Origin of the sequence: Paenibacillus sp. FSL R5-0701, from assembly GCF_037973995.1 — a bacterium.
Classification (GTDB): domain Bacteria; phylum Bacillota; class Bacilli; order Paenibacillales; family Paenibacillaceae; genus Paenibacillus.
Genome location: NZ_CP150230.1, coordinates 3,788,977 through 3,812,162, shown reverse-complemented (window position 1 = coordinate 3,812,162; position 23,186 = coordinate 3,788,977). Strand labels below are relative to the sequence as shown.

At 40.9% G+C, this 23,186-nt stretch carries 21 protein-coding genes and 2 pseudogenes; 7 read left to right on the top strand and 16 right to left on the bottom strand.

The annotated features are described in order from the left end of the window. Positions 1 to 7: 7 nt before the first annotated feature. From MKZ13_RS16805 to ytxJ, 3 genes are read right to left on the bottom strand one after another with little or no spacing between them, the layout of a single operon-like run. The gene (locus MKZ13_RS16805; protein ID WP_105598995.1) at positions 8 to 499 is read right to left on the bottom strand and encodes an OsmC family protein; all 492 of its coding nucleotides are present in this window, start codon (positions 497 to 499) and stop codon (positions 8 to 10) included. Between the two features lie 36 nt (positions 500 to 535). Next, complete coding sequence (locus MKZ13_RS16800) at positions 536 to 1,000, bottom strand: DinB family protein (protein ID WP_339176845.1); 465 nt, start codon at positions 998 to 1,000, stop codon at positions 536 to 538. Positions 1,001 to 1,041: 41 nt separating this feature from the next. Further along, the gene (gene ytxJ / locus MKZ13_RS16795; protein WP_076331732.1) at positions 1,042 to 1,380 is read right to left on the bottom strand and encodes a bacillithiol system redox-active protein YtxJ; all 339 of its coding nucleotides are present in this window, start codon (positions 1,378 to 1,380) and stop codon (positions 1,042 to 1,044) included. 225 nt (positions 1,381 to 1,605) lie between these two features. On the opposite strand from ytxJ, the gene MKZ13_RS16790 reads away from it, so the two are divergent. After that, on the top strand, positions 1,606 to 2,280 hold the full coding sequence (locus MKZ13_RS16790; protein ID WP_181155444.1) for a GntR family transcriptional regulator: 675 nt from the start codon (positions 1,606 to 1,608) through the stop codon (positions 2,278 to 2,280). A 162-nt stretch (positions 2,281 to 2,442) separates the two neighbouring features. Here the strand turns inward: MKZ13_RS16790 and MKZ13_RS16785 are convergent, their stop codons facing one another. Next, positions 2,443 to 3,765 (bottom strand): 6-phospho-beta-glucosidase, encoded by a 1,323-nt coding sequence (locus tag MKZ13_RS16785; protein ID WP_339176843.1) that lies wholly within the window; start codon positions 3,763 to 3,765, stop codon positions 2,443 to 2,445. Between the two features lie 139 nt (positions 3,766 to 3,904). Between MKZ13_RS16785 and MKZ13_RS16780 the strand changes: the two genes are divergently transcribed. Continuing rightward, positions 3,905 to 4,870 (top strand): LacI family DNA-binding transcriptional regulator, encoded by a 966-nt coding sequence (locus MKZ13_RS16780; RefSeq protein WP_339176841.1) that lies wholly within the window; start codon positions 3,905 to 3,907, stop codon positions 4,868 to 4,870. 197 nt (positions 4,871 to 5,067) lie between these two features. Here MKZ13_RS16780 and MKZ13_RS16775 read toward each other — a convergent pair whose 3' ends face one another. Next, on the bottom strand, positions 5,068 to 6,261 hold the full coding sequence (locus tag MKZ13_RS16775; RefSeq protein ID WP_339176840.1) for an MFS transporter: 1,194 nt from the start codon (positions 6,259 to 6,261) through the stop codon (positions 5,068 to 5,070). A 141-nt stretch (positions 6,262 to 6,402) separates the two neighbouring features. On the opposite strand from MKZ13_RS16775, the gene MKZ13_RS16770 reads away from it, so the two are divergent. After that, a complete protein-coding gene (locus MKZ13_RS16770; RefSeq protein ID WP_339176838.1) occupies positions 6,403 to 6,822 on the top strand; it encodes an Lrp/AsnC family transcriptional regulator in 420 nt (139 codons plus the stop codon). 122 nt (positions 6,823 to 6,944) lie between these two features. Here the strand turns inward: MKZ13_RS16770 and MKZ13_RS16765 are convergent, their stop codons facing one another. After that, positions 6,945 to 7,952 carry an LLM class flavin-dependent oxidoreductase gene (locus tag MKZ13_RS16765; RefSeq protein WP_339176837.1) on the bottom strand — a complete coding sequence of 336 codons (1,008 nt, stop codon included), beginning with the start codon at positions 7,950 to 7,952 and terminating at the stop codon, positions 6,945 to 6,947. Positions 7,953 to 8,285: 333 nt separating this feature from the next. Between MKZ13_RS16765 and MKZ13_RS16760 the strand changes: the two genes are divergently transcribed. Then, positions 8,286 to 9,044 carry an MBL fold metallo-hydrolase gene (locus MKZ13_RS16760; RefSeq protein WP_339176836.1) on the top strand — a complete coding sequence of 253 codons (759 nt, stop codon included), beginning with the start codon at positions 8,286 to 8,288 and terminating at the stop codon, positions 9,042 to 9,044. 188 nt (positions 9,045 to 9,232) lie between these two features. On the opposite strand, the gene MKZ13_RS16755 is transcribed toward MKZ13_RS16760, so the two are convergent. Next, positions 9,233 to 10,681, bottom strand: coding sequence for a 6-phospho-beta-glucosidase (locus MKZ13_RS16755; RefSeq protein ID WP_339176835.1), 1,449 nt, complete (start codon positions 10,679 to 10,681; stop codon positions 9,233 to 9,235). A 703-nt stretch (positions 10,682 to 11,384) separates the two neighbouring features. On the opposite strand from MKZ13_RS16755, the gene MKZ13_RS16750 reads away from it, so the two are divergent. Continuing rightward, a complete protein-coding gene (locus MKZ13_RS16750; RefSeq protein ID WP_339176834.1) occupies positions 11,385 to 12,293 on the top strand; it encodes a DMT family transporter in 909 nt (302 codons plus the stop codon). Positions 12,294 to 12,957: 664 nt separating this feature from the next. On the opposite strand, the pseudogene MKZ13_RS16745 reads toward MKZ13_RS16750, so the two are convergent. The 3 genes and pseudogenes from MKZ13_RS16745 to MKZ13_RS16735 form a co-directional block, all read right to left on the bottom strand. Beyond that, positions 12,958 to 13,179: pseudogene (locus tag MKZ13_RS16745) on the bottom strand (AAA family ATPase); the annotation flags it as partial. Continuing rightward, on the bottom strand, positions 13,155 to 13,508 hold the full coding sequence (locus MKZ13_RS16740; protein ID WP_339176833.1) for a hypothetical protein: 354 nt from the start codon (positions 13,506 to 13,508) through the stop codon (positions 13,155 to 13,157). The pseudogene MKZ13_RS16745 and the gene MKZ13_RS16740, both read right to left, overlap by 25 nt. Then, positions 13,509 to 13,715: a helix-turn-helix transcriptional regulator gene (locus MKZ13_RS16735; RefSeq protein WP_076215179.1), complete on the bottom strand. Its 207-nt coding sequence runs from the start codon at positions 13,713 to 13,715 to the stop codon at positions 13,509 to 13,511. Between the two features lie 118 nt (positions 13,716 to 13,833). On the opposite strand from MKZ13_RS16735, the pseudogene MKZ13_RS16730 reads away from it, so the two are divergent. Continuing rightward, positions 13,834 to 13,968: pseudogene (locus tag MKZ13_RS16730) on the top strand (phenazine biosynthesis protein); the annotation flags it as partial. A gap of 30 nt (positions 13,969 to 13,998) precedes the next feature. On the opposite strand, the gene MKZ13_RS16725 reads toward MKZ13_RS16730, so the two are convergent. The 6 genes from MKZ13_RS16725 to MKZ13_RS16700 all read right to left on the bottom strand — a co-directional run bounded on the left by MKZ13_RS16725 (position 13,999) and on the right by MKZ13_RS16700 (position 22,677). Continuing rightward, on the bottom strand, positions 13,999 to 14,436 hold the full coding sequence (locus MKZ13_RS16725) for an Imm26 family immunity protein (protein ID WP_339176831.1): 438 nt from the start codon (positions 14,434 to 14,436) through the stop codon (positions 13,999 to 14,001). A 192-nt stretch (positions 14,437 to 14,628) separates the two neighbouring features. Then, positions 14,629 to 15,003, bottom strand: a complete 375-nt coding sequence (locus tag MKZ13_RS16720) for a DUF2750 domain-containing protein (protein WP_339176830.1) — start codon at positions 15,001 to 15,003, stop codon at positions 14,629 to 14,631. A gap of 361 nt (positions 15,004 to 15,364) precedes the next feature. Next, the gene (locus tag MKZ13_RS16715; RefSeq protein WP_339176829.1) at positions 15,365 to 17,413 is read right to left on the bottom strand and encodes a glycoside hydrolase family 16 protein; all 2,049 of its coding nucleotides are present in this window, start codon (positions 17,411 to 17,413) and stop codon (positions 15,365 to 15,367) included. 153 nt (positions 17,414 to 17,566) lie between these two features. Beyond that, entirely contained in the window at positions 17,567 to 19,108 is a 1,542-nt protein-coding gene (locus MKZ13_RS16710; RefSeq protein ID WP_339176827.1) for a response regulator, read from the bottom strand. Between the two features lie 3 nt (positions 19,109 to 19,111). Continuing rightward, positions 19,112 to 20,950: a histidine kinase gene (locus MKZ13_RS16705; protein ID WP_339176826.1), complete on the bottom strand. Its 1,839-nt coding sequence runs from the start codon at positions 20,948 to 20,950 to the stop codon at positions 19,112 to 19,114. Positions 20,951 to 21,024: 74 nt separating this feature from the next. Next, positions 21,025 to 22,677 (bottom strand): extracellular solute-binding protein, encoded by a 1,653-nt coding sequence (locus MKZ13_RS16700; protein WP_339185406.1) that lies wholly within the window; start codon positions 22,675 to 22,677, stop codon positions 21,025 to 21,027. Between the two features lie 198 nt (positions 22,678 to 22,875). Here MKZ13_RS16700 and MKZ13_RS16695 point away from each other — a divergent pair, with 198 nt between their 5' ends. Next, a complete protein-coding gene (locus MKZ13_RS16695) occupies positions 22,876 to 23,133 on the top strand; it encodes a GlsB/YeaQ/YmgE family stress response membrane protein (RefSeq protein ID WP_074095306.1) in 258 nt (85 codons plus the stop codon). Positions 23,134 to 23,186: the final 53 nt, after the last annotated feature.

Sequence of the window (23,186 nt, the reverse complement as noted above, 5' to 3'; positions counted from 1 at the left end):
TTGAACGTCAATCCCAGTTTAGTTGATTTTCCTCAATGTATTGACTTACTACATCTGTACCAGATTCAATCTCTACTTTGCCTTCTACTTCAATCTGAACACCTGCTTTTTTGAGCAAATTTCCTACTTCACACACTTGCTCTGCGCTAATCATGATTTTGCGCACAGACTGAATCTGCTCTTCAGTGGAATTCGCGGACAAAATAACTTGAGGAAGATGGACAATTCGAAATCCTTCTTCTTTGGAATTTACAGCCTCTGTATTCATCACTATTCCAGTAACTGACAGTTGCTTCTGTTCCAACATATACACGAGTGTCATGATGTAACAAGTAGTGGCAGAGGAAACCAACAATTCTTTAGGATTGGCTCCTTCCCCACTCCCTCCCGAAGACTCGGGAATCGCGATATTCGTTTTAAGATAATCTGCCTTCAGTCTACCGCTACCTTTAGTGTCTTTATACCATGCAGTATTCAAATTAGATTTCATATCGGCCATGTCGATCCGCTCCTTTTATTGTCCAGTCAGTTTCCCTTAGACGATGCGCTTTAAGGCATGGATGAATCCCGTATGCATCGCTTCGTGATACAGGGCTAAGTTACACACTTCCCCCATGCAATTCAATTGGAGAACAGGTCCCAATTTCAATGGTTCTGGCAGGGTTTCATCAGAATAAATCTCTACGTGTTGTTTGATACGTACAACCTGATCCTGCAACTGCGCAAGTAATGTTGACAACGGAATGGGCTCACCTTTCCAGTCAGAGGGTTTGGTACCGGGAGCGAACAAGCTGGTATATTCCTTAGGTAGGCCAGAAGTTTGGAGATTGTTGAAAATAAACATTTCAGCTACTGTAAGAATGTGCCCAACATTCCAACGTATCGTGTTACTGAATCCGACGGGTTGTTTGTCGGCGCTAGTTTCGGATACCGATTCCAATACTTTGTATAAATTTCCGCGAGTGATATCTAATTGTTTGGCAAAGTGTGAATAATTCATTGTATACCATCCTTCATTTTAGGTTTATAAAGTAGTAGTTATTAGTTCAAAACAGCGGCTATGTGTTCTTTTGTAATCGACCAATGAGAGGTAGTCCAAAATTTCTCTTTGTTATTAACATAGATAATTTGAGGAGATTCATGTTTAACATCAAGATCGTGAGTAATTTGATTAGACACATGACGCGATTCAAAGACCTTAACAAGATAAAAATCAATGTCTTCAGTGTGGCTCTCTTTGATGTACTGTTCGTATTCCCCTAGTGCATTCGCACTCACTGGGCATGTAGTGCTATGCTTAAGTATTATCTTTCCGCGTTGATCCGACTGTTCCAATACTTCTTTCCATTGGTCCAGTGTCGATATCTCTTTCCAGTTCAACAAAATCACTCCTTAGTAGAATAATCATTTTTTGATGCCTAGTTACATAGTTAATTGGTTAACTAGGATAATGTTATTCGAATGATTTATATTTGTCAAGATGATCTGTTCTCATATAAAACCATTATTCCTATTGTTTATTACCTTTATTGATTTTTGTGAACGATTGTTTTAATATTGAGCTTATCTAGAACACTAGTTAACCCAGAAAGTTGGATGGTTATTATGGAACATTCTCGTTTGCCCTTCAAAACAGATCCCCAATCTCCACTGCCTATTAATGTGCAAATTAAAGAACAAATTAAATGGCTGATCAGTAAAGACTTTCTGAAAGCGGATGATGCTTTGCCTTCAACGAATGAATTAGCGGAGCAGCTCTCTGTTAATAGAAACACGATACAGTGGATATATTCACAGCTCAAAGAAGAAGGACTGCTGATCATGCAAAAAGGACGAGGAACTCAAATAGCTAATGAAGACCGGATAAAGGAATTCAAGCAGCAAAATTCTTATTTTTCATTCGTGGAGAAGACCGTAAAAGACGCATTTGAACAAGGTTTCAATATAGAAAATGTCATGTTGTCAGGATTTGCATATACACAATTATTTGGAGCCAAACACGAGAAGAAGAAGCGTTACCTTTTCATTGAATGCAAAACTATGGCCTGCCTGTTTTATCTGGACGAAATCCAGCGTCGTTCTTCCGCAGACATTCAAACGATTGATATCTCATCACCAGACGAGGAGCTTTTTCAGGCTATACAAAGAGCGGATGTGGTAGTGACCGTGAACGAAATGACGGAAGTTGTAAAAAAGAAAGCTGGATCTTCAGAAACAAAAATAATATCTGTAAGCTCGTCCCAAGATGTGACTCTTTTATTCGACATGCTTTTACAATAAGAGCAAACGTATACGATTAGATTCACTTTTTTATGTAAGTAATTACTCAGAATATCCCTGAACTCGGTACGAATTAATCCACCCCGTTGAATTCAGGGATATTCTGTATTATCAAGTGACTAATGCTGATGAATATTCGTGATCTTGTTAACCATTTTTACTTTATTGATGAAACTGTGGTAAATAAGCTCGGTGAGCTTCAAGCAACTCATCCAGCAAGGCCTTTGCTGTGTCGCCACTTTGAACAAGCGGATTTATGATAAATGCTTGTAATGCCGTAGCATAATCGCCTGTCACAGCGGCTTCTATAGTGAGTTCTTCCATAGCTTTCATAACTTGCAACAATCCTCGTTGTGCGGGTGGGAATGAGCCGAAATGGACTGGTTCTGCACCGTGAGAAGTAATCATGCTTGTAATTTCAATGGCACTCTCACTTGGCAGATCACTGATTGCCCCGTTGTTCCGAGTGCTTACAACCATTCGAGTTCCTTTATCGTTATAAATGGAATTAATGATTTCGCATGCAGCATCACTATAATGCGCACCACCTCTTTTTTCCAACTCTTTCGGTTTGTAATCCAGCTCCGGATTTCTGTACAGTTCAAAAAGGTTTTCTTCCAACTCTTTGACGACTTGGCCACGGCTACCTACTGTGTTTACTTCTTCCAGCTCTTCATGGATCATGGCATCGGTCATGTAGTAATAACGGTGGTATGGACAAGGAAGCATTTTCAATTGGAGAACCTGTTCGTGCAAAAATCTCATATTGGGGATATTCTCAACCATTTTATCCACTTTGGCTTCCGGTCCGTACATTTTTTCGATTGCTTCAAGGGTAAGATCTTGTCCGGACTTATCATAAATCTTGTGCCAGTGCAGATGGTTAATGCCCGCAAATTTGAAGAATAGTTCCTCCTCCTTTATTTCCAATACAGTTGATTCAATTTTGGTGGACATAATAGGAACATTGCATAGTCCGATCACTTTGTCCCACTTTCCATAACGGAGAACCGCTTCCGTCACCATGCCTGCAGGGTTGGTGAAGTTAATGAGCCATGCATCCGGACAGAGTTCTTTCATATCATTAACAATGTCTAAAATTACCGGAATGGTTCGAAACGCTTTAAGCATGCCTCCTGCCCCATTTGTCTCTTGTCCAATCATTCCATATTTATTGGGAATAGTTTCGTCCTTGATACGGGCATCCATCAACCCAACTCTAAGTTGTGTAGTTACAAAGTCTGCATCCGTTAATGCTTCCCGGCGATCTAGCGATAAATGAACTTCACAGTCGATTCCTGCGGCTTTTACCATGCGTTTAGCCATGGCACCAACGACCTCGAGTTTTTCCTTCCCCGCCTCGATGTCCACAAGCCATAATTCTTTGACAGGAAGTTCATGATGACGTTTGATAAATCCTTCCATAAGTTCCGGTGTATAGCTAGAGCCACCGCCGATGGTTACAATCTTTAATCCTTTTTTCATATCTTTACCTCCTGATGTAAGGGTTTTGAATCATAGTTGTACTGTAAATTGTGTAATGCATTACATGTCAAGCATCAATACCACGATTTATTTTATAAGCTCATTGAGATGGCGAGATTACAACAAAGAGGTGGACTACATGGCAAATATCAGCGAGATTGCCCGTTTGGCGGGTGTATCCACTGCAACCATTTCACGTGTTATTAATAGGCATCCGTACGTAAGCGAATCTACCAGAAAGAAAGTAATTGAAATCATGGAACAACTGGATTATGTACCTAACGGTAATGCAATATCTCTAAAAAAGGGCGCTACCTGTTTGATTGGAATTGTTGCAGTCGCTTTCAATCCGCTACTTATCAGATTCATACAGGCCTTTACCCAGTCTGCCGAGAAACACGGATTCAACATTACTCTATTCATTACGAATGGTCAGGTAGAGAAAGAACTGGTAGCACTCGAAATGCTGAAACGGAAACAACTGGACGCTATAGTATGCGTGCTCCGAAGCAATGAGTGGAAGGTTATCGAATCCTATACCAAATATGGCCCGATCGTCACATGGCAGCGGCTTGAAAACAGTAATATCCCCTCTGTGTTTATGGATCAATACGAAGCATATGGGATTGGACTCGAACACTTATACCTCAAAGGATACAGAAAGATCCTTAGTGTATATCCCATATCTAACGGACTTAACACAAAAGAGCGTATGAGAGCACACGCTGACTTTATTGCCAAATATAAATTGACGGTGGACTTCCCGAATTTTCAGGATAAGATTTATGTGCGAGACGGAGAAGAACTTGCAAGATGGTGGATTGCACAAACAAACAGACCCGATGCTGTTTTTTGTGCTAATGATGAGGTTGCAGCCGGATTTATTACTGAACTAAGGAGGTCTAAATTTTCGGTTCCAGGGGACGTTGGGATCATCGGATTTGATAACACCGAGCTGGCAAAATTAATGGATCTGACAACGATTCACTATCCTGTGGATCAGCAGGCAGAGAATGCATTTTTAATTCTACAGAACATGCTTCATTCAGCTGACAAAACCTTGATTCCTCTGGAATATACTTTAATTGAAAGACATACAACGTAGGTGATTTCAAGAAAGAGCTATCAGCACTAGGTCGACTCTGGTCGACAAGGGTATCAAATATTGGATATTTTGGGAATGATGTTCTGCGCTCGGTATATTCTCAATTGTCAGAAGCGTTTCCAAAGAGACTAAACGACCGTCCCCTAATACAGCATGGGAAACGGCCAAATTAAATCCTCTTATTGCATATCTACCTGTTATCGTTCTGTTGTAGAAAGTTGTTTTCGATGTGCACTTTCTCTTCTACCATATAAGAAATAATAAAAAACAAGAGTTGTCAAAACAAGAAGGCCAAGAAATACGTACAAACCATCATATCCTGTATATGGAATGATCATACCGATAACAGATGGTCCAAATCCGTTCCCTAAATCTATGAATATAAAGAAAGTGGCAGTTGCTAAACCAACTCGGTGGGGTTCGGCTAAACTAATAGATACCGCTTGAGATATAGAAGAAATGTTACCAAAACCTAGAGCGACCAGTCCTGCTGCCACCAACAAAGTAACGCCACTGGTAACCGATCCTAAGAGGAGTAAACCTGCCCCGAAAAGGACAAAAGCGGGATACATGATTACGTTTGCTCCTTTTTTGTCCACGACCCGTCCAGTAAATGGTCTCGATATCAGGACAAAAACGGTATACACCATAAAGAAAAAACTTGCCGAATCTACTAAGTTCAATTCCAAAGCATAGACATTTAAATACGAGATTATACCAGAAAAACAAAAACTCATCAGAAATGCAATGATTGCTATGGGTAACACTTTCAGTTCTATAAAGTCAGAAAGTTTTATACCCTTTTCTTTTTTCGCTTCAGTGTTATTAGGCAAAGGGATTTTTATGAAAATTGCAATCACAAAATTAATAAGTCCCAACAAGAAACATAAATAATAAATCATATTGAAGCTTACATTCTGACTCATATACATACCGATAAATGGACCTAAACCAGTCGCTAATGCCGTACTAATTGCAAAATAACTAATCCCTTCACCCTTTCGAGATGCTGGAAGAGTCATAACGACAACTGTGCCTACAACAGTCTGTGCCATCCCTACCGTGAATCCATTTATCAATCGACTTAAAATGAGAAAAGAAATATTGTAATGAATGAGGTAAAGTAATGTTGTTAAAATAAACATAAGCAGTCCAGTTATCAATATTTTTTTTGATTTTACCAGTCGCCCTGTTAATAACCGACCTATTAATGATCCGATAATGAAAACACCTGCAATAATCCCTGCTTGGCTGGATGTTGCATTAAACTCATTAATCGCATACAACGTAATTGTCGAATTTAATAAAAAGAAAATTAAAGTTATAAAGAAATTTATAGCTGAAAGAGAAATGAACTCTCTTGTCCACAGTCTTGTATTTAACTGGCTCATGATGATTCTCCTTGATTATTTATAAGTATCTTACATATTTGTGCGTGGTGTATTGTAATGAATCAGACTATAGTTGTTGCATAGGGGATAGAATGAAATTAAAGATATCTGATCCTCAATTCATTAAAGGAAGGAATTCAAATGTTAGATAATACTGATCGTCGAATATTAGATGAATTATCCAATAACAGTCGAGTTACGATGAAAGAACTTGGCACTAAAATTCATATGACTGGACAAGCTACTGCGTCCAGGGTAGCAAAATTAGAAGACAATGGAGTCATTGAGGGATATACCATTAAAGTTAATCAAGCTAAATTGAACTGCTATATACATGCATTTATTACAATATTCACAAAAGAAACAAACCATCAATTTTATCTCTCTTTTATAAAGACACAAATGAACTATATAATAAATAACTATAGGATTAGTGGAGAGGGATGTTATATGTTGGAGTGCAGGTTTCCGTCCAATGAATACTTAAATGATTTTCTAGTTGATTTAAATAAACATGCCAATTACAAACTCTCCACTGTTATTAATAAAATGGATATTTGAAGCTTTGATGATTAAATATTAAGTTTGTGTCATAATTCCAGAAAAAAGCGAGACTCATTAAGACCCGCTTCTTTCCTGGAATTATTTTCATTTCAAAGAAGAAGGAACTAACTTTCTTTAAGTCACTTCTGATCGGATAATTCATCAACAACGCTTTTTAAAATCTCATAAGAATGAATTTCCTTCTCAGATTCGTATATATTTGATATCACAAAGAGTTCATCAACTTGATATGTCTGCTGAAATTTAATTAAATCTCGCCGAAGAGTGTCCGCATCGCCCAGAATGGTATACCCTAGTCGATGATATATAATGTCCAATTCAGCTTGGGATAAAGATTGAAGGAATTTTTCAGTTGGCGGAACAAGCTGACTTAAATTATTTGTATAGATATCAATATATACTTGCAGATGGCTCGCTGAAATTAGTGTAGCCTCCTCCACCGAATCCGCTGCGATCACACAGATACAAGCCATCACATATGGTTCCTGCAGATCGGCAGATGGTTTGAAGTTCTCACGATAAATATCCAGTGCTTCCCTCATATCGTGAGGTGAAAACTGTGCCCCAAATACATAAGGTAAACCAAGATTTGCCGCGATTTTAGCTGAACCTATGGATGAACCTAATACAAAAATTGGCACATTGGTTCCAATACCTGGATAAGCACGTATCTCCCCTTGAACGCTCTCGTTTCCTACATATTGCAAGACTTCTTTTACTTCTCGTTCGAAGAAAAATACACCATTGTGGTTGGACCGTCGAATCACTTCAGCAGTTTTTTGATCCGTACCAGGTGCACGTCCTAATGCTAAATCTACTCGACCCGGATACAACGTTTCAAGTGTTCCGAACTGCTCAGCTACAACTAGAGGTGAGTGATTAGGTAACATAATCCCACCTGAACCCACACGAATTTCCTCTGTGTTTGATAATATGTGCTGTACAATTGAGACGACAGCTGCACTTGCATATGCATCGTGATTATGGTGTTCTGCAAACCAAATACGTTTATAACCCATTCGATCTGCAGCCTTAGCTAAAGATACTGCGGATTCTATTCCTTCTTTCATTGTTTCGCCTTGTCTTAATGGAGCAACGGACAAGACAGATATATCAAATTTTTTCATGATTTCACCTCAAAGTACTATTTATGCATAATTGTGAGGAATAATAATCTTTTATGTTGAATGTAGACCTCTCGATTGCATACCAAATAAATGTATACTTTCTTCATCCATTGTTACATAGAGAAAATAAAGTAATTTCGCGCTTTTGCTTTAAAGATGAAAGTTTTATATAAAAATAGATTTTGCATAGTCACCGTAGAAGAATACCTAACGGTCAAACATGCTTTCATAAATAAACTAAAACATCAAAAACACTTGAATTAATTTATGTATTCGTCTGAATTAAGTGTGTAGACTATAAAAGAAATATCTAGAAAAGGGAGCTACAAAACAATGAAGATACAACAAATTCGAAATGCAACAATTGTGATTGAATATGCAGGATACAAATTTTTAGTTGATCCATTTTTAGCTGAAAAAGGAGCATATCCTCCATTTCCTAATTCTATAAGAGAAGACCGCAATCCATTGGTCGATCTTCCGGTACCTACAGAAAGCCTGTTAAATAATCTAGACGCTGTTATTCTTACTCACCTTCATTTGGACCACTATGATGATGTAGCCAAGAAAGTCATACCTAAAGACATTAAAATGTTCGTTCAAAATCAAGAAGATGCTGATCTTGTGCAAAAAGATGGTTTCACTAATGTTGAGGTACTTCAAGAAGACACTGAATTCAATGGGATCCGGATGATAAAGACTCCAGGCGAACACGGAAGAGGAGAAATCTTGAAAATGGCTGGATTAGTTTGCGGAGTTGTTTTTAAGCATTCCAGTGAGAAAACTTTGTACGTAGCTGGCGATACAGTATGGTATGAAGCTATTCATAGAGTACTAACTACGTACAAACCGGATGTCATTGTTGTTAATGGCGGAGACAATCAATTCATTGAAATGGGCTCACTTGTTATGGGGAAAGATGATATTTATGAGGTCTGCAAAGCCGCCCCTAACGCTAAGATTATTTCTGTGCACATGGAAGCTGTAAACCACTGGGGACTATCCAGAGAAGAATTGAAAAAGTTTGTGGATGAAAGAGGTATATCAGATAACGTGTTTGTACCCGAAGAGGGAGACTCGTACGCTTTTTAAAAGGTTCCGTAGCCATGGATGAGTTGCGAAACACTTAAACTCATGACATCACCAATAAACCCCAGCTTTTGAAGCGGAGTATATTGGTGATTTTCTTATACAATTTGATTATACATTTCAAAGTTAGAGGGAAATGATTAATTGGTTTTAATGGTTATAGAAAGCAAATGCCAATATCGATCCATCAATTATTCATGAAAATACTTTGCTCCATTAGTATCGATAATCTCTTTGTACCAATGAAAACTTTTCTTTTTGATTCTTCGGAGCGTGCCAGAGCCATCATTGTTTTTGTCGACATAAATGAATCCATAGCGTTTTTTCATCTCGCCGGTACCGTTACTGACAAGATCGATCGGTCCCCAACTTGTATATCCTATAATATTAACCCCGTCTTTTATTGCTTCAGCAATCTCTGCAAAGTGAAGATCTAGATATTTAATACGGTAATCATCATCAACGGTATCATTATCCAAAAGAGTATCTTGCGCACCAAGTCCGTTCTCTACGATAAATAATGGTTTATTGTATCTTTCATGCAACTGGTTACAAGTAATCCGCATACCCTTCGGATCGATTGTCCACCCCCATTCTGAGGTTTCTAAATAAGGATTGATTACAGAACCAAATACATTCCCATCTGTGTAATTCTTTAATATTTCAGGATCAGCACTGGTACAACGGCTCGAATAATAACTAAAACCAATGTAATCCACTGTATATTTCTTCAAAATTTCCAAATCTCCAGGCTCAAACTGAAGTTGAATTCCATTCTCGATGAAAAATCGTTTTGCATATCCGGGATAATCCCCTTTAGATTGTACATCAATCAAGAGGTAGGACTCTCGTTCCATTTCCATCACTTCCCAGTAATCTTCTGGATTACTACTGTACGGATACACATTTCCAGCTGCCAACATACAACCGATCATGGCGTTAGGCATAATTTCATGACAAGCCTTAACTGCCAGAGCACTTGCAACCAGTTCATGATGCACTGCTTGATACATAACTTGTTGTTTGTTCTCTCCTTCTTCAAAAATAATACCAGCTCCTGTATAAGGCAGATGCAACAACATATTAATCTCGTTAAATGTCATCCAGTATTTCACTTTAGTCTTATAGCGTCCAAACAATGTTCTGGAGTATTTTTCAAATAGATCAATTACGATTCGATTTTTCCAGCCTCCATACGTTTTCACCAAGTTTACAGGTAAATCAAAATGACAAATGGTTACGACAGGCTCAATATTATACTTCAGAAGTTCATCAAATACGTCATCATAGAATTGCAATCCAGCTTCATTAGGAGTTACATCGTCACCGTTTGGAAAGATGCGAGCCCAGGAAATCGACATCCGATATGATTTGAAGCCCATTTCTGCAAAAAGAGCGATATCCTCTTTATAACGATGATAAAAATCGATAGCTTCGTGTGAAGGATACATTTCGCCTTCCTCTGGTAAAAATGAATTTAAATTACCCATGGAGACCTCATTACGCTTAGGTCCCTTCGGCATCAGATCGATGGTCGTTAGTCCCTTACCATCGGCCAAGTAAGCCCCTTCAATTTGATTGGCAGCCGTAGCACCACCCCACAGAAAACCCTCCGGAAATGTAGTGATTTTATTAAACATATCCAATTATCTCCTTCTTTAAATTGAAAGCGCAATCGTGTTATACAATGAACCATGCTGTTAACGTTTTCAACACTGTCAACATGGCTGCCCAGTGGATAGACTCTAAACATCATTTCCATGCTGAAGTTCAGCGTTCTGTTTACTTACACAAGGATGCTCAATTCTGCAAGGCTATTTTAGTAATTTTAAATTGGTCAGGCTTCGAATTTTGTGAAAAGTTAGCAAATAGTACGTCTTTTCTGGCCAGAAGTGGTATTGCCTGATTGAACAGTCACAACCCAGTTAATGTACAAGCTCTCTTTGCGGACAATAATAAAACACTTTTTTAAAAAAATGCAAGTTTTTTTTACTAGAACTTGACTTATAAAGAGGTATTCAACTGAGCATCCTTACATTTCATATATGAAAGAAAATTTAGTCCAAATATTCCATAGCATTTTGAGCATGATTGCTATATAAGTACATTGCTTCTTACTCAACTGTTTCTGTGAATCTCACTTACTTTAAACTTTTATCCTCATACTCTCTGTCACAAGTTATTGACAAGAGCAAACCTTTGCTTTTATACTGATACCGAAATGAACGAAATACTAAAACCCGATGGATGTGGATTTTTCTAGAGAGTGATCTCTATTTTCGCCACACGAATGCCTTTGCGCATTTGTGTGGCTTTTTTGTATGCAAAAAAGGAGGATTATTTATGAAATTATGGCATTACGCACTTATTGTTTTCTTGGGAGGCTGTTGTTACGGTATACTTTCCACATTTGTTAAGCTGGCATATAGTGCAGGTTTTTCTACGCCAGAAGTCACTGGTGCGCAATATTTCTTTGGTACGGTTTTAAGTTGGTTTTTTGTAATTTTTGTCAAGAAGAAAAGCCTCACTCTAAGGCAAATTACAAAACTTCTATTATCCGGAATTCCCTTTGGACTGACAGGTATGTTTTATTACCAATCATTACAGACCCTAAATGCTTCTCTAGCTATTGTCTTACTATTTCAGTTTGTTTGGATTGGGACATTATACGAATGGGTTCTTCAAAAGAAAAAACCAACCCGAGGTAAACTAATCTCGATTGGAGTCCTGCTCTTTGGTTCCGTACTGGCTGCAAATGTTTTTTCTCAAGGAGATCTCTCGTTATCATGGCAAGGAACCATTTGGGGACTACTGGCTGCTTCAACCTTTGCTTTATTTGTTTTCCTCAGTGGTTCTGTTGCGAAAGATACATCGCCCTTAATGAAAAGCGCACTTCTTTCAACTGGAGCTGTTATTACTGTCTTTGTGGTCTTCCCTCCAACCTTCTTATTTAACCTGGATGTGCTGGCAGGATTGAGCCCGTATGGATTAGTTCTCGGAGTTTTTGGTGTAGTATTACCTCCACTTTTGTACTCTATAGGTATGCCACATATCGGTTCAGGAATGGGTACAATTATGACCGCATCTGAACTACCCATGGCCGTTATTATGTCTTCTCTTGTACTGGGGGAATTTGTAGGTTGGTCTCAATGGGTTGGAGTTATCATTATTTTATGCGGTATCGGATTTAGCAGCATAAGACAAAAAGGTTCAAGAACACAATCTTCAATGAAGGAATATACATCTCTTTAGACTCAGCGATGTATGAAGAAGAAAGTTTTAAGTGCTGCTATCGTTACACATATATCAAAATCCAAAACTCAAGGAATTGATGAAATAATGATTCAGAACAAGACTTGAAGCATTCACACGCTGTGTGGAATTTGCGCGAGTTGCACTAGTAACGAAGATGAACTGTTTGATTCCCTTCTAGTGAACAACAAGTATAATAGAAGAAAAAATTAAATCTTGACCGACAAACAGTGATGCTGGCAACATCATTCTTCATAAGAAGGGTCCTAGATTGGTTGCAGTAAAAAGTCCTAATCCTTATTTAGGAAAAGAACTTTGTTTATACTTGTAGATGCAAAAAGGGTTCCAGTTTTTCAAATCGTCATAAGTTTGATTTCCAGACTCATCACCTAAATGACCACATGATTCCTAGACTTTTCTGCCTTTGTAAATTTCCAAAAGATACTGTCGACATAATTGAACTAACCTGCCCGTTACCGTTATTTGAACAAAAGAAGCCGAACACTATGGCCGGCTGTCTCCTTGGTTTTATTGGGCTAACGTTTCCCGTTAGCTTAATCTTGAGCTTCTTCGAATAATTCTCTGAGCATCCGATCCTTGTTATTTACAAACTCTTTCATAATCATATAATGGTCCGTTTCTTCCAATACTTGGACTTCAATCCGACAGCAATGGACTCCATCAGTGTTGATTTGCCCATCCCATTTTCACCTACGATGTAGGTTACTTTGGGGTGGAAATCAAGAGTGTTTAGGTTTCGAATAACTGCCAAATCAAAGGGGTAACGATTATAGGTTGGTACTTTTTGCCGCTTAAGCTGAATTTGTCGTAAATAGGGATGCTGTATATTAATATAGTTTGCTATATCAAACAAATAATACCACATACCGAAACTGATCTGCCCGTTAGTTTAAATCTTCTAATCGACATCGGTACCATGTTCTTAACCATTTCAACAACGGTACTAAGTTCTTGTCTTAGGTCGGAAAAACCAATTCCTGATACAAAAATCGCTTTTATATACCTGACGAGGAAAAAAGCGACGGCCACTTCAACCCCGATAAAAGCGCCTGTGTGAAATCCCTTTATAAAACTAGGCAAATCGGGTAGCCCACCTCGGTAAAATATAAGTCCTACATAAATCAATAGTGTAGCAGCAGCTACCAGTGACAGTACGTTTTTGCGAGTTTTTACTTTAATCTTGTACTTGTCCATTTACATTTCCTCCACTTCGCTGAAATCAAAAACATCTTCAATGGCGAGTCCGAAAAAATTGGCAATTTTGTAAGCAAGTATAAGGGAAGCCGTATACTTTCCCCTTTCAAGGGAGGTGATGGTTTGCCGGGTAACACCAACAATTCGTCCCAGCTCTTCCTGTGACAGCTTATGCTGCTTACGCAGTTCTGCAATTTTTGTCTTCAAGTGATCACGTCCTTGCAATGTTTACTTTGCATTGTTATTTGCCTCTGAATGCAAACCAAGCCAAGCCAAGCACCTCTTTGTAAAAGGAGGGCTTGGCTTGGCTTGGTTTTGTTTATATAAGATGCCAGAAGAGTTCACTTTAACAGAGCAAATGGTTGAAGCGCTTGGTGTTACCCCTATAGAAACGTATGTAGGCCGTGACTTAATGTTTGTATTGGAAAGTGAAAAAGCGGTTCAAACCGCTACACCTGATCTCTGGAACCATAGATGGTATACTCGTACACTATTTATTCGGGTAACGGTGCCACTTATCATCTCCCATTATTCTATCAACAATATGATGGGCTTCCCAAACAGCCGCAATCTCTAATCCTTCGCTTTCTTCGCTATTAGAAGGTCTAATCTCTCCCATATGATAAATCAAATATTCTCCTGATATCTTATCAATGATACAGGCAGGTGGGGGCCAAGCCTCTTCTTCATCCGGGAATGGACGATTCTCAATGACCGGCCAATCGCCTGATTTCAGTACATCATCATATACACCCACGATAAATTGGTATTCTTCTTCTTGAGGTATCTCTTCTATAGAGTCACTTATAAGATTATAGATTGCAATGCTGGCATCTTTAAGCCTTCTCCCAAAGGCAAACTTACCGTTAGGCAAGGGGATAGCGTAGATATCACCCAATTTTATTCGTTTACGTTTCGTATTTTTCACGGTTTTCCAAACTCCTTCGTTGCGGATTTGATTAACTTACTGTACTTCTTATTTTTCGGAGAAATGCCATTGATCGCATTCCCTGAAGTACCATTTTGAGATTTGGCGCCGCCCCGCCATTTTTTATGATCATTTGCTGTTCTCTTTCACGTATAGCATTTTTCTCACTGGGAATAGCGATTATCAATCCTGTTAGTATTTTTCAAGTTCTGTCTTTAAATCCTCAATTAGTATATCGACTTCTAATACAGCAGAATCAGCATTATTTAAGAATATTGAAGGTTTTAAACCCTCTTTTTTTAAATTGGGTAGAAAATCGTCTATGAACTCGTACAAATCCATACTTTTACTTGAGTAAATTTCCCAACCATCAGTTGCACAATGTTCCGCGAATTCTTTCTTAGGCCAAAATGGAAGTAATTTATTACCTTCATCATCTTCAGTAACTGACCAACCATTCTCATAAAGCCCCCACACTTCTTCTGAATCTACTACTTTTTTGATGAAATATTCATAACGAATATTTGAAGGGAGATTGATGACTGAGTCAAATTCTTTCTGATTCATATTTCCTCCTAATGATGTATCTTATTTTTCCATTATTATCGTATCTATGTTTCGTCTTATGGGTTTTTGTAATATTTAAAATACTGTGCTCGTAACCGTAACCCTTCCCTGCCTCGAAACCACGTGATAGGAATCATTTTCTGGTTATTCAGGTAACCAGTATGTTACCTATGTCCTTGTCCTTCGACAAGAGTTGCAGCCGATGAACTACATTATCAAGTCTAAATTTAAACGACCGATTCCCAGGTAGAAATATTGGGAATCGGTCGTAAGCCTATTTTAGAGTATGAGATTTCAGGTTCTCTGGTTTGCCCAGCATCTGTTCCATCTGATCTTCATTTGCTCTATCCGAAATCGCAAATTACTGTTCTTTATACACGCGTACATAATCCACTTGCATCGTCGCCGGGATATCGGAGGCGTTCGGAGTACGGCCGCCGTCAAAGTTTCCGCCGACTGCCAAGTTCATAATGAGGTAGAACGGCTCATCGAAAGGTGCATTCGGATTATTCGGTGCAGCTGCAGAATACCACTGCTGGTTAGTGACTTTATAGTAAAACTTGCCGTCTACATACCATTTAATATTGTCCTCTTCCCAGACTACCGAGTATACATGATAATCATTGGCAAAAGTTTGCCCCGCCGGGAAGTGATAATCGCCGCCCGAATACTGGTTCCCGGGCCATTGTCCACCAAAGTGTATGGTACCGCTTACTGATCGAGGCAGACGGCCTCTCGCTTCCATAACATCAATTTCACCTGATGCAGCCCAAGTGCCATATACCGAATCTTTTGGAAGCATCCACAGTGCTGGCCATACACCATCACCTGTAGGAAGCTTGGCACGAAAATCTACTCTGCCGTACTTCAAGGACAGTTTATCCTTGGTGTTAATCTTTCCCGAAGAATACTGTGCATACCGATTCGGGTCTTGTGGGAAAGATTTGCTGTCGTTCATGGCTTTGATATTCAGCTTCCCGTCCTGTACATATACATTTTGGGTGCTGTTTGTGTAGTGCTGCAGTTCTGCATTTCCCCATCCCCAAGTACCGGGATCGTTATTGAGATAATATCCTGTTTCATAGTTCCATTTACTTGTATCCAGCGTAGTTCCGTTGAATTCATCCTGCCAAATGAGGTTCATGCCCGCGATTGCCGGATCGGTTGGCGTTCCAATTGAGATATCCTCTTGATCGGATACATCCGGACGCGGAGCATTTGGATTGCCGATGAAAGTATAGTTCACGAAGTTGTTGCCAATATTTCCACCCGCCTGTCCGTTCAGCGGATATCCGATACGGATCTGCATATTTTCTTGGATTGGCTGGAACCAAAGACCATAGATATGATCGGCCCAGTAACCCCACTGGTTGGCATCGGACATATTGTTATACCCATTAGCGGAGTATGCAAATTTGCTCTGGCTGGAGTTACTCATATCAACCCATTGCCCATTCATGTTAATTTGGTATACAAAATTACCCAGTTCCTTGGCGATTGGCGCACCCCCATCAATTTTGGGAAGCGGAACCCCAATGGAACCATTCGCATCTGCTGTGAAGGTTATTCCTTCGTATGGCGTAATGACATAAGAATTTCTTGTAGGTTCATTAAACGTAATGGTATAAACAAGATTAGCCGAAGAAGTCTTTGATTCTAATTTGACATTGATCGACTCCGTTACGTTAAACCAGTACCCACCGCCGCCATCCGTGAATTGGCCAAAATTGTGATCGTAGATCCAGCCGCTGGCTGCGTTATTGTCAATATCAATCCAGGTGCTGCTGTTTACAGGTTTGAGATACACCTTCAAATCATCCGCAACAGCTTCATAAGTGACCGCAGGATTATTGTTGAACGTTGGATATGTAAAGCCTGCACCGCCTGTGAAACTTGCTGTGATTTGTGGACCTTGTGTCGGATTCATCGCTGTAATGGTTGTTTTGTTGATGTTTTGGAATACAAGTTGATACTCCAGCTTAACACCATTCGCTTTGGAGTACAGTTGAATCTCGGTTGTTGCGGAGAGGGTGAACCAATAGCCATTGAAGCCGCCATCGCTCCAGTGCCCCCAGTTTTGGTTATAGATATAACCGCCTGCCTGGTCGATATCTACCCAGTTGTTGCCCACTTTTACATTAACGCCCACATCACTGTGAACATCATTCCATGTCGCGGAGCCTCCATTGAATTTAGGCATAACAAATCCGTAGCTGGCCTTGCCAACCCCTGATTTTGAAATAACAGGCCCGTCTGCTGGTGAGAAGTACTCCATTGAGGTTACGGTAGTTCCCGCTGCCTGAACCTTTGAAGTTGGCAGTATGCCAATACTAGCCAGCATCACAACCACAAGGAACATACCGAGTACCTTTTTCATAAACCGTTTCGCCGTAAAGTGAGATGGTTTCATAATTGCCCTCCTTTAATAGAATAATAGCTTCTCCCAATCCATGCGCATTAAGGAAATCGCTTACATATGGGAATATCTTTATTCTATCCAATAGGTTAATTTGTTGAAAAGGTACAATTGTTTTTGTGGTATCCCATTTTTTTGGCTTTTGATTCAATCTGCCTTCTGCCGCATCATCTGTCGGTACTCTGTGGGTTGGATCTGCATCACAAGTCGGAACGCGCGTGTAAAGCTTTTGTAGCTTTCATATCCAACCATAGCAGCCACCTCAACAATTTTATAATCGGTTTCGGCGAGAAGCCGCCGCGCTTTATCCAGACGCACATCTCGTAGGTATTCAGCAAAACCTTTACCAATATTCTTCTTAAACAGATTTGAAAAATAAGCATAATTAAGCGATACATGATTGGATACCATCGCGAGGTCCAGCGGTTTGTGGTAACTCTCATGTATAAAACGAATGGCTTCATTTAGATCCTGCGAATGGCGATAGCTGCACTTATAGTCATAATATAACTGATTCAGCCGAAGCAGCTGCTGTTGCAGTGCTTGTATATAATCACGCATCCCTTGATAATCAAAGAGATTATGCAATGATTCAAGGTCCAGCACTTCTTCCCCCATATAAGGGTGGATAACTCGTTCGTATTCCTCCATCATCTGAACGGTGGCGGCGCAGAGCTGTTGGGTATAGCGAATAGGATAACGTTGCAGCACCTTTTTGTGAAATATTGCAGAAATACCCTGAGTAATTGTTCCGCTGTTATCCGTTCCAATCGACTGGAACAGTTCATATAAGTCTTCATAGGGAAGTTGCCACTGCTGTTCCATATGCTCAATATGTGCTGGGAAGATACTGTGCTGATCAGGAAACAGGTAACTGTGGCGATAGAGCTCAAGCACTTGGGTATAGCTGTCAGGTAGTTCTTTTAACCCCTGAATCGGGTTAGTCGTGGCCGTTATGGCATCGATCTTTGCTTCCTTGAGCGCTGCAGACAAAACACTTGGATCTATGGACGCATCCACCGCAAGGATCAGGTATGGGCGATGTTGCAGGCAAATATAACCTTGTCTGCCAAACACACTATACGCGATGGCTTCCATGCTATGGGCGCTACTGGCTCCGGGCTGGTTCATGCAAACTTCTTCCCGCAGCAGGGCTAGGCGATAATTACGCCATAACGCATAATGTTGTTCCTCAATCTGAAGAATCCATGCGTCATCACATAACGCACCTTGCATAAACATTCTTAATTCTTTACGATCGGTTTCTTGGGCGAGACGGGATACACGCTGCATATTATGCGTAAGTGCTTGCCGTGTCCGGATCTCTTGCCATACATGCTCCAGGGAATGTTGCAGATCCTCTCGCTTCAAAGGTTTGAGCAAGTAGCCCTTTGCCCCAAGCCCGATCGCTTTTTGGGCATATGTAAAATCACTGTAACCGCTGATAATGAGGTATTCCACATCCATGTATTCCTCTTTGGTTTGAGTCATGAGTGCCAACCCATCCATATCCGGCATCATAATATCGGTAATAACGATGTGAATGCAATGTTGCCGCAATAGGGACAGCGCCTCAATCCCGCTGGCGGCACAGTATATGTTGTTCAGCTCCAGAGGAAATTGATGCAGCATGGCCTGCAGGCCGTCACGAATGTGTTTTTGATCGTCCACAATCAGGATATTAAGCATGCTCTACCACCCTCCAAGATTTACATTTTCCCAAGGCAAACGTATCGTTACGCAGGTATATGCACCTTGCACACTATCAATCCAAAGACCGCAATTCTTGCCATAATGAAGCTGCAATCGCTTATTCACGTTTTCCAAACCAAGTCCGCTCCTGCTAGTAACCATCGGTGTATCCGATTCGCTCCGCAGTACTGCCTGAAGACGGTGTAACATTTCAGGCTCTAGCCCCTTTCCGTCATCTCTTATGTTAATGAAAAGCAGACTGTCATTCTCCACAGAAAAGGTAATCTCTATAGTTACCCTGCCGCCTGAAGGTGCCCCGTGATGAACTACATTTTCAACGATGGGCTTCATACACATCTTGGGAATGGCGTAGCGAAGTATCTCCTGAGGAAGATCCGCCGTCATAACGATACTGCCGCCTTCCATAAAGTTGATAAATTCAATATAACTTTGGATATTGGCAAGCTCCTCACGAAAAGCAACGGTATCGCTACGCCACTGCATGCTGTAACGAAGCTGGGAGCCCAATGACACCAATGAATTGGCTATAGCAGGCTGTCTCTGTACCTCTGCCACCATACGGATCGATTCCAGGGCGTTATATAAAAAATGAGAATTAATCTGCGAATGCAAGGAGTGCAACTGTGCGTTTTTGGCAATTAACTGTTTATCCACGACTTGTGTCATTAGACGTTTGACCTCATGTAACATTTTATTGTAATTCACTGCCACCTCATCGATTTCATCCCCTCTTTCGTTCTCATCAAGGCCTGTATCAATCATTGAATCCAGCTCGCCTTTCCGTACCTGACGCATGGATTCCAGTACGCTGTCCAACCGTCGGAAAATACGCCGCGTCGTTTGGGATACAAGTAGCATAATCAGCAGCAATACACATAATGTAATCGTTACCACAAATACATACCAACTGCGAGGCCCCTTCATCAAAGCCTGATGGGAAGCAATATCAACCACATAAGTGTTCAACGGAGCGATGTATCGATACAATGCATAGAAGCTCTGATCTCCCACCTTAACCTGGAGCGGGTTTTCCTGCGGCAATATATCCAGCTGGCGATGAATACTGCCAAGGATCTCCTCCATCCCCTGCCCGTACTTCTCAGAAAACTCATGCTGGGGATTGTAAACATACTGGGGAGGATCGCTTGCGTTCATCAACACCGAAAAGAAGTCCCCCTTGCTCTCTTGGAGCAGGTCGCTGAAAAACATGCTGTGCGGGACTCGCACTTCCATAATACTAGGGCGTTTTTGCTCCTGCCCTTGAAGGCGAACCAGACGATAGTAGGATAAAGTGTCTTCACCATCCCTAAAAGAAAATAAACGGTAAGCCGCACCACCTTCGTCCCGTAGCTTTATCCAATAATCCTGCGGCCAAAATTTCTTATAATGATAGATTTCAGGCCAGATTTCATACAAGTTCGGGTTATCGACGTAAAAGCTAAGCTCACTGATCATCGCATTGCTCTGAATGATATTAAGCATTTGCTCAAACTGGTTTTGCTTAAACTTCACCAGACGCAGTCCATCCACAAGCATATTGGAATGAATAAAATCCACAAAAGACTTTTGAGTAAGGGCTGTATTGGAAGCGTTCTCAATCATATCCATTCTTCTGCGCAATTGTTCATTCAGCCATGAAACGTGACTGTTACCCGTTGCCATAGCATCCTTATATAGCTGGGTTTCTTGCATGCGGATATACACGAAGGAGATCAAAATAACAGGTATGGCAATCATCAGGCTAAATGCCAGAAACAGCTTTTGGGATATACGGGCATTGCGATAAAGCTTCCTCAATCTCGTTAGCAGGTATTTCATTCTGATGTATTCACCACCTTTGTTATACCATATATTACTAGTTAGCTGATCGTTAACAATGTAGTAGGGAATGGTTATCTGGCTATCTTGGCTTTTCTCAGTTCCAGTTCAGCCTGGCGATATTCCATCACCTGGTTAAAGCGGTAGTTCACACGACGTATCAGAAAATTTTCAAAAATTTTGTCAAAGGCAGCTTCATCCTTCGCTGTAATCAGTTCTGGCAGCACTTCTTCCCAATTCTGAGAAATACGTGACCAAGCTAACGCGATATCGGAATCCCCTATAGGATCTAGTCCCTTATAGATGCCGCTGTCCAGATCGGCCTGTTGGTTGGCGAACTCCTCCATTTGCTTAATGGATGGGGCATTCTCTGGTCTCCACTTGTTAACGAAAGCAGGGTTTCGCAGCATCCAGTAGGTATCCATAATGCCATATTCCTTTTCCAGCCGCTCCCTATCCGTGTCATGCAACTGAACCATCGCCGCAGTCAACTGCGGTTTGCCGTTTTTCATCGCCCAGGTTTCACCTTCTTTGCCCAAAAATAAATCCCTTTGGCCTTCTTCGCTGGCCAGATAGGTCAAAAATCGGATGGCTCGTTCAGGGTTTTCCGTGGATTTGCTAATCATCGTAACCATCCAGCCATCCATGCTGCCGGGAAACAGTTTGGCGGATTCCCCCCTGCTGCTCCGGGGTCCATCTACAGCAATATAGTATGAACTCTGATTCGTAAGGACTTCCAATTTCGAATTGAGGTCCGATATGTCTGTCCATTCCCGAATCATCATAAAATATTGGGCTTGGTTGGTTTTTTCCTGCACCTGTGCACTGGAGTCGACCAGAAAATCAACATTAATCAGGCCCTGCTCGTAAGCGATACGAAATGTTTTCAGCCACTCCATATAATCCGGATCTGTCATTCGGTCGTATACTTTACCGTTCTGTTCATGGGGGATCGCAAGCAGATTTTGCAAATATTCGGTCATCCCATAGGATGCATTCCCCTGTGCCCAAAACGGACTGATCAGCTGACCTTTATAAACAGAATATTGATTCTTCAGCAATTGCAATGCATTTAGAAAACCTTTCGGTGTGGTAAGGTCCGGTTTGCCCATCGACTCATACAGATCTTTACGTACGAGAAAGGTTTGGTTCGCTCCCGTCAAGCCGGTTGAACGCATCTGTTCGGGACTGTACGCATCATTGGGAATGACATAGGTATGGCCGTCTTCCTGCCGATACCATTGTAGAGCACCATCACCTGCTACCTTGTAAAAGTAAGGATCATACTGGTCGGCTAGCTCATCCAGGGCATAGACGAGATTACTCTCCCGAAGTTTGTTAACCGCACTCTCCCAGGAGCCGATGGTTATCAGATCCGGCAGACTACCGGTCGTCAACATTCGTGATAACATCTCGCTTGGTTCACCAGTTGATACTTCAAATTCGACATTGACCCCTGTTTTTTGGGTGACATATTTGGAAGTCAGGCTCTCACCCCAAGTGTGCCCGTACCATTCGGCTCCAACGAACCACGTTAGATTCACGGGGGTGGTATCCAGCTTCCATGACGGTTCTTCCAGATTCAGATTAAGGCTCTGTATCTGCTCCGTGAAGTCAGCCTTTGTCGAAGCACCCTTATCTTCCGCTTGCTCTGACTCAGAACAAGCAGTCAAGCCTGACATCAGAAACATCATCAACAAGGCTGTAATAAAAGGACTTCGAAACATAAACACTTGAGCGCCTCCTTTCTATACTGGCCATCTCCATCCCCATCTGCAACAGCATTCATACTAGTGGTGGTACAACCGATTTTACTACCCTTGGATTAAAATGGAAATGGTTTATTGGTCGATTCGCAGATGATCCGCAACATTCCCCCTAACGAAACATAACTTGTAATAAATCAATGGAAGGGAGACCAATTCGTGTATTTAATCTGGATACTTATTGTCGGTGGGCTAATTGGCTGGTTAAGTGGAAATCTGATTGGACGGGACGTGCCGGGAGGCGTACTTGGAAATATCATTGCTGGCTTTGTTGGATCGTGGTTAGGGTATGAACTGTTGGGACCGAGGGGGCCGGTGGTGGGTGGATTTCATATCATACCCGCGATCGTCGGGTCAATCATTGCTCTCTTGATTTTCTATGCTCTGGCGCGCGGTGGAGCGTTCCGAAGACGTTAACAGGCGGAGACGACAAGTTTTACCCAATTGATTGGGTATTGACGTTAAGCTTC

What these genes read in the sequence shown, in the direction of transcription:
- MKZ13_RS16805 (WP_105598995.1), bottom strand. Translation starts at nt 499, where the DNA reads ATGGCCGATATGAAATCTAATTTGAATACTGCATGGTATAAAGACACT.
- MKZ13_RS16720 (WP_339176830.1), bottom strand. Translation starts at nt 15,003, where the DNA reads ATGAATCAGAAAGAATTTGACTCAGTCATCAATCTCCCTTCAAATATT.
- MKZ13_RS16750 (WP_339176834.1), top strand. Translation starts at nt 11,385, where the DNA reads ATGAAATTATGGCATTACGCACTTATTGTTTTCTTGGGAGGCTGTTGT.
- MKZ13_RS16800 (WP_339176845.1), bottom strand. Translation starts at nt 1,000, where the DNA reads ATGAATTATTCACACTTTGCCAAACAATTAGATATCACTCGCGGAAAT.
- MKZ13_RS16760 (WP_339176836.1), top strand. Translation starts at nt 8,286, where the DNA reads ATGAAGATACAACAAATTCGAAATGCAACAATTGTGATTGAATATGCA.
- MKZ13_RS16715 (WP_339176829.1), bottom strand. Translation starts at nt 17,413, where the DNA reads ATGAAACCATCTCACTTTACGGCGAAACGGTTTATGAAAAAGGTACTC.
- MKZ13_RS16785 (WP_339176843.1), bottom strand. Translation starts at nt 3,765, where the DNA reads ATGAAAAAAGGATTAAAGATTGTAACCATCGGCGGTGGCTCTAGCTAT.
- MKZ13_RS16705 (WP_339176826.1), bottom strand. Translation starts at nt 20,950, where the DNA reads ATGAAATACCTGCTAACGAGATTGAGGAAGCTTTATCGCAATGCCCGT.
- MKZ13_RS16770 (WP_339176838.1), top strand. Translation starts at nt 6,403, where the DNA reads ATGTTAGATAATACTGATCGTCGAATATTAGATGAATTATCCAATAAC.
- MKZ13_RS16775 (WP_339176840.1), bottom strand. Translation starts at nt 6,261, where the DNA reads ATGAGCCAGTTAAATACAAGACTGTGGACAAGAGAGTTCATTTCTCTT.
- MKZ13_RS16765 (WP_339176837.1), bottom strand. Translation starts at nt 7,952, where the DNA reads ATGAAAAAATTTGATATATCTGTCTTGTCCGTTGCTCCATTAAGACAA.
- MKZ13_RS16790 (WP_181155444.1), top strand. Translation starts at nt 1,606, where the DNA reads ATGGAACATTCTCGTTTGCCCTTCAAAACAGATCCCCAATCTCCACTG.
- MKZ13_RS16780 (WP_339176841.1), top strand. Translation starts at nt 3,905, where the DNA reads ATGGCAAATATCAGCGAGATTGCCCGTTTGGCGGGTGTATCCACTGCA.
- MKZ13_RS16755 (WP_339176835.1), bottom strand. Translation starts at nt 10,681, where the DNA reads ATGTTTAATAAAATCACTACATTTCCGGAGGGTTTTCTGTGGGGTGGT.
- MKZ13_RS16710 (WP_339176827.1), bottom strand. Translation starts at nt 19,108, where the DNA reads ATGCTTAATATCCTGATTGTGGACGATCAAAAACACATTCGTGACGGC.
- MKZ13_RS16740 (WP_339176833.1), bottom strand. Translation starts at nt 13,508, where the DNA reads ATGGACAAGTACAAGATTAAAGTAAAAACTCGCAAAAACGTACTGTCA.
- MKZ13_RS16700 (WP_339185406.1), bottom strand. Translation starts at nt 22,677, where the DNA reads ATGTTTCGAAGTCCTTTTATTACAGCCTTGTTGATGATGTTTCTGATG.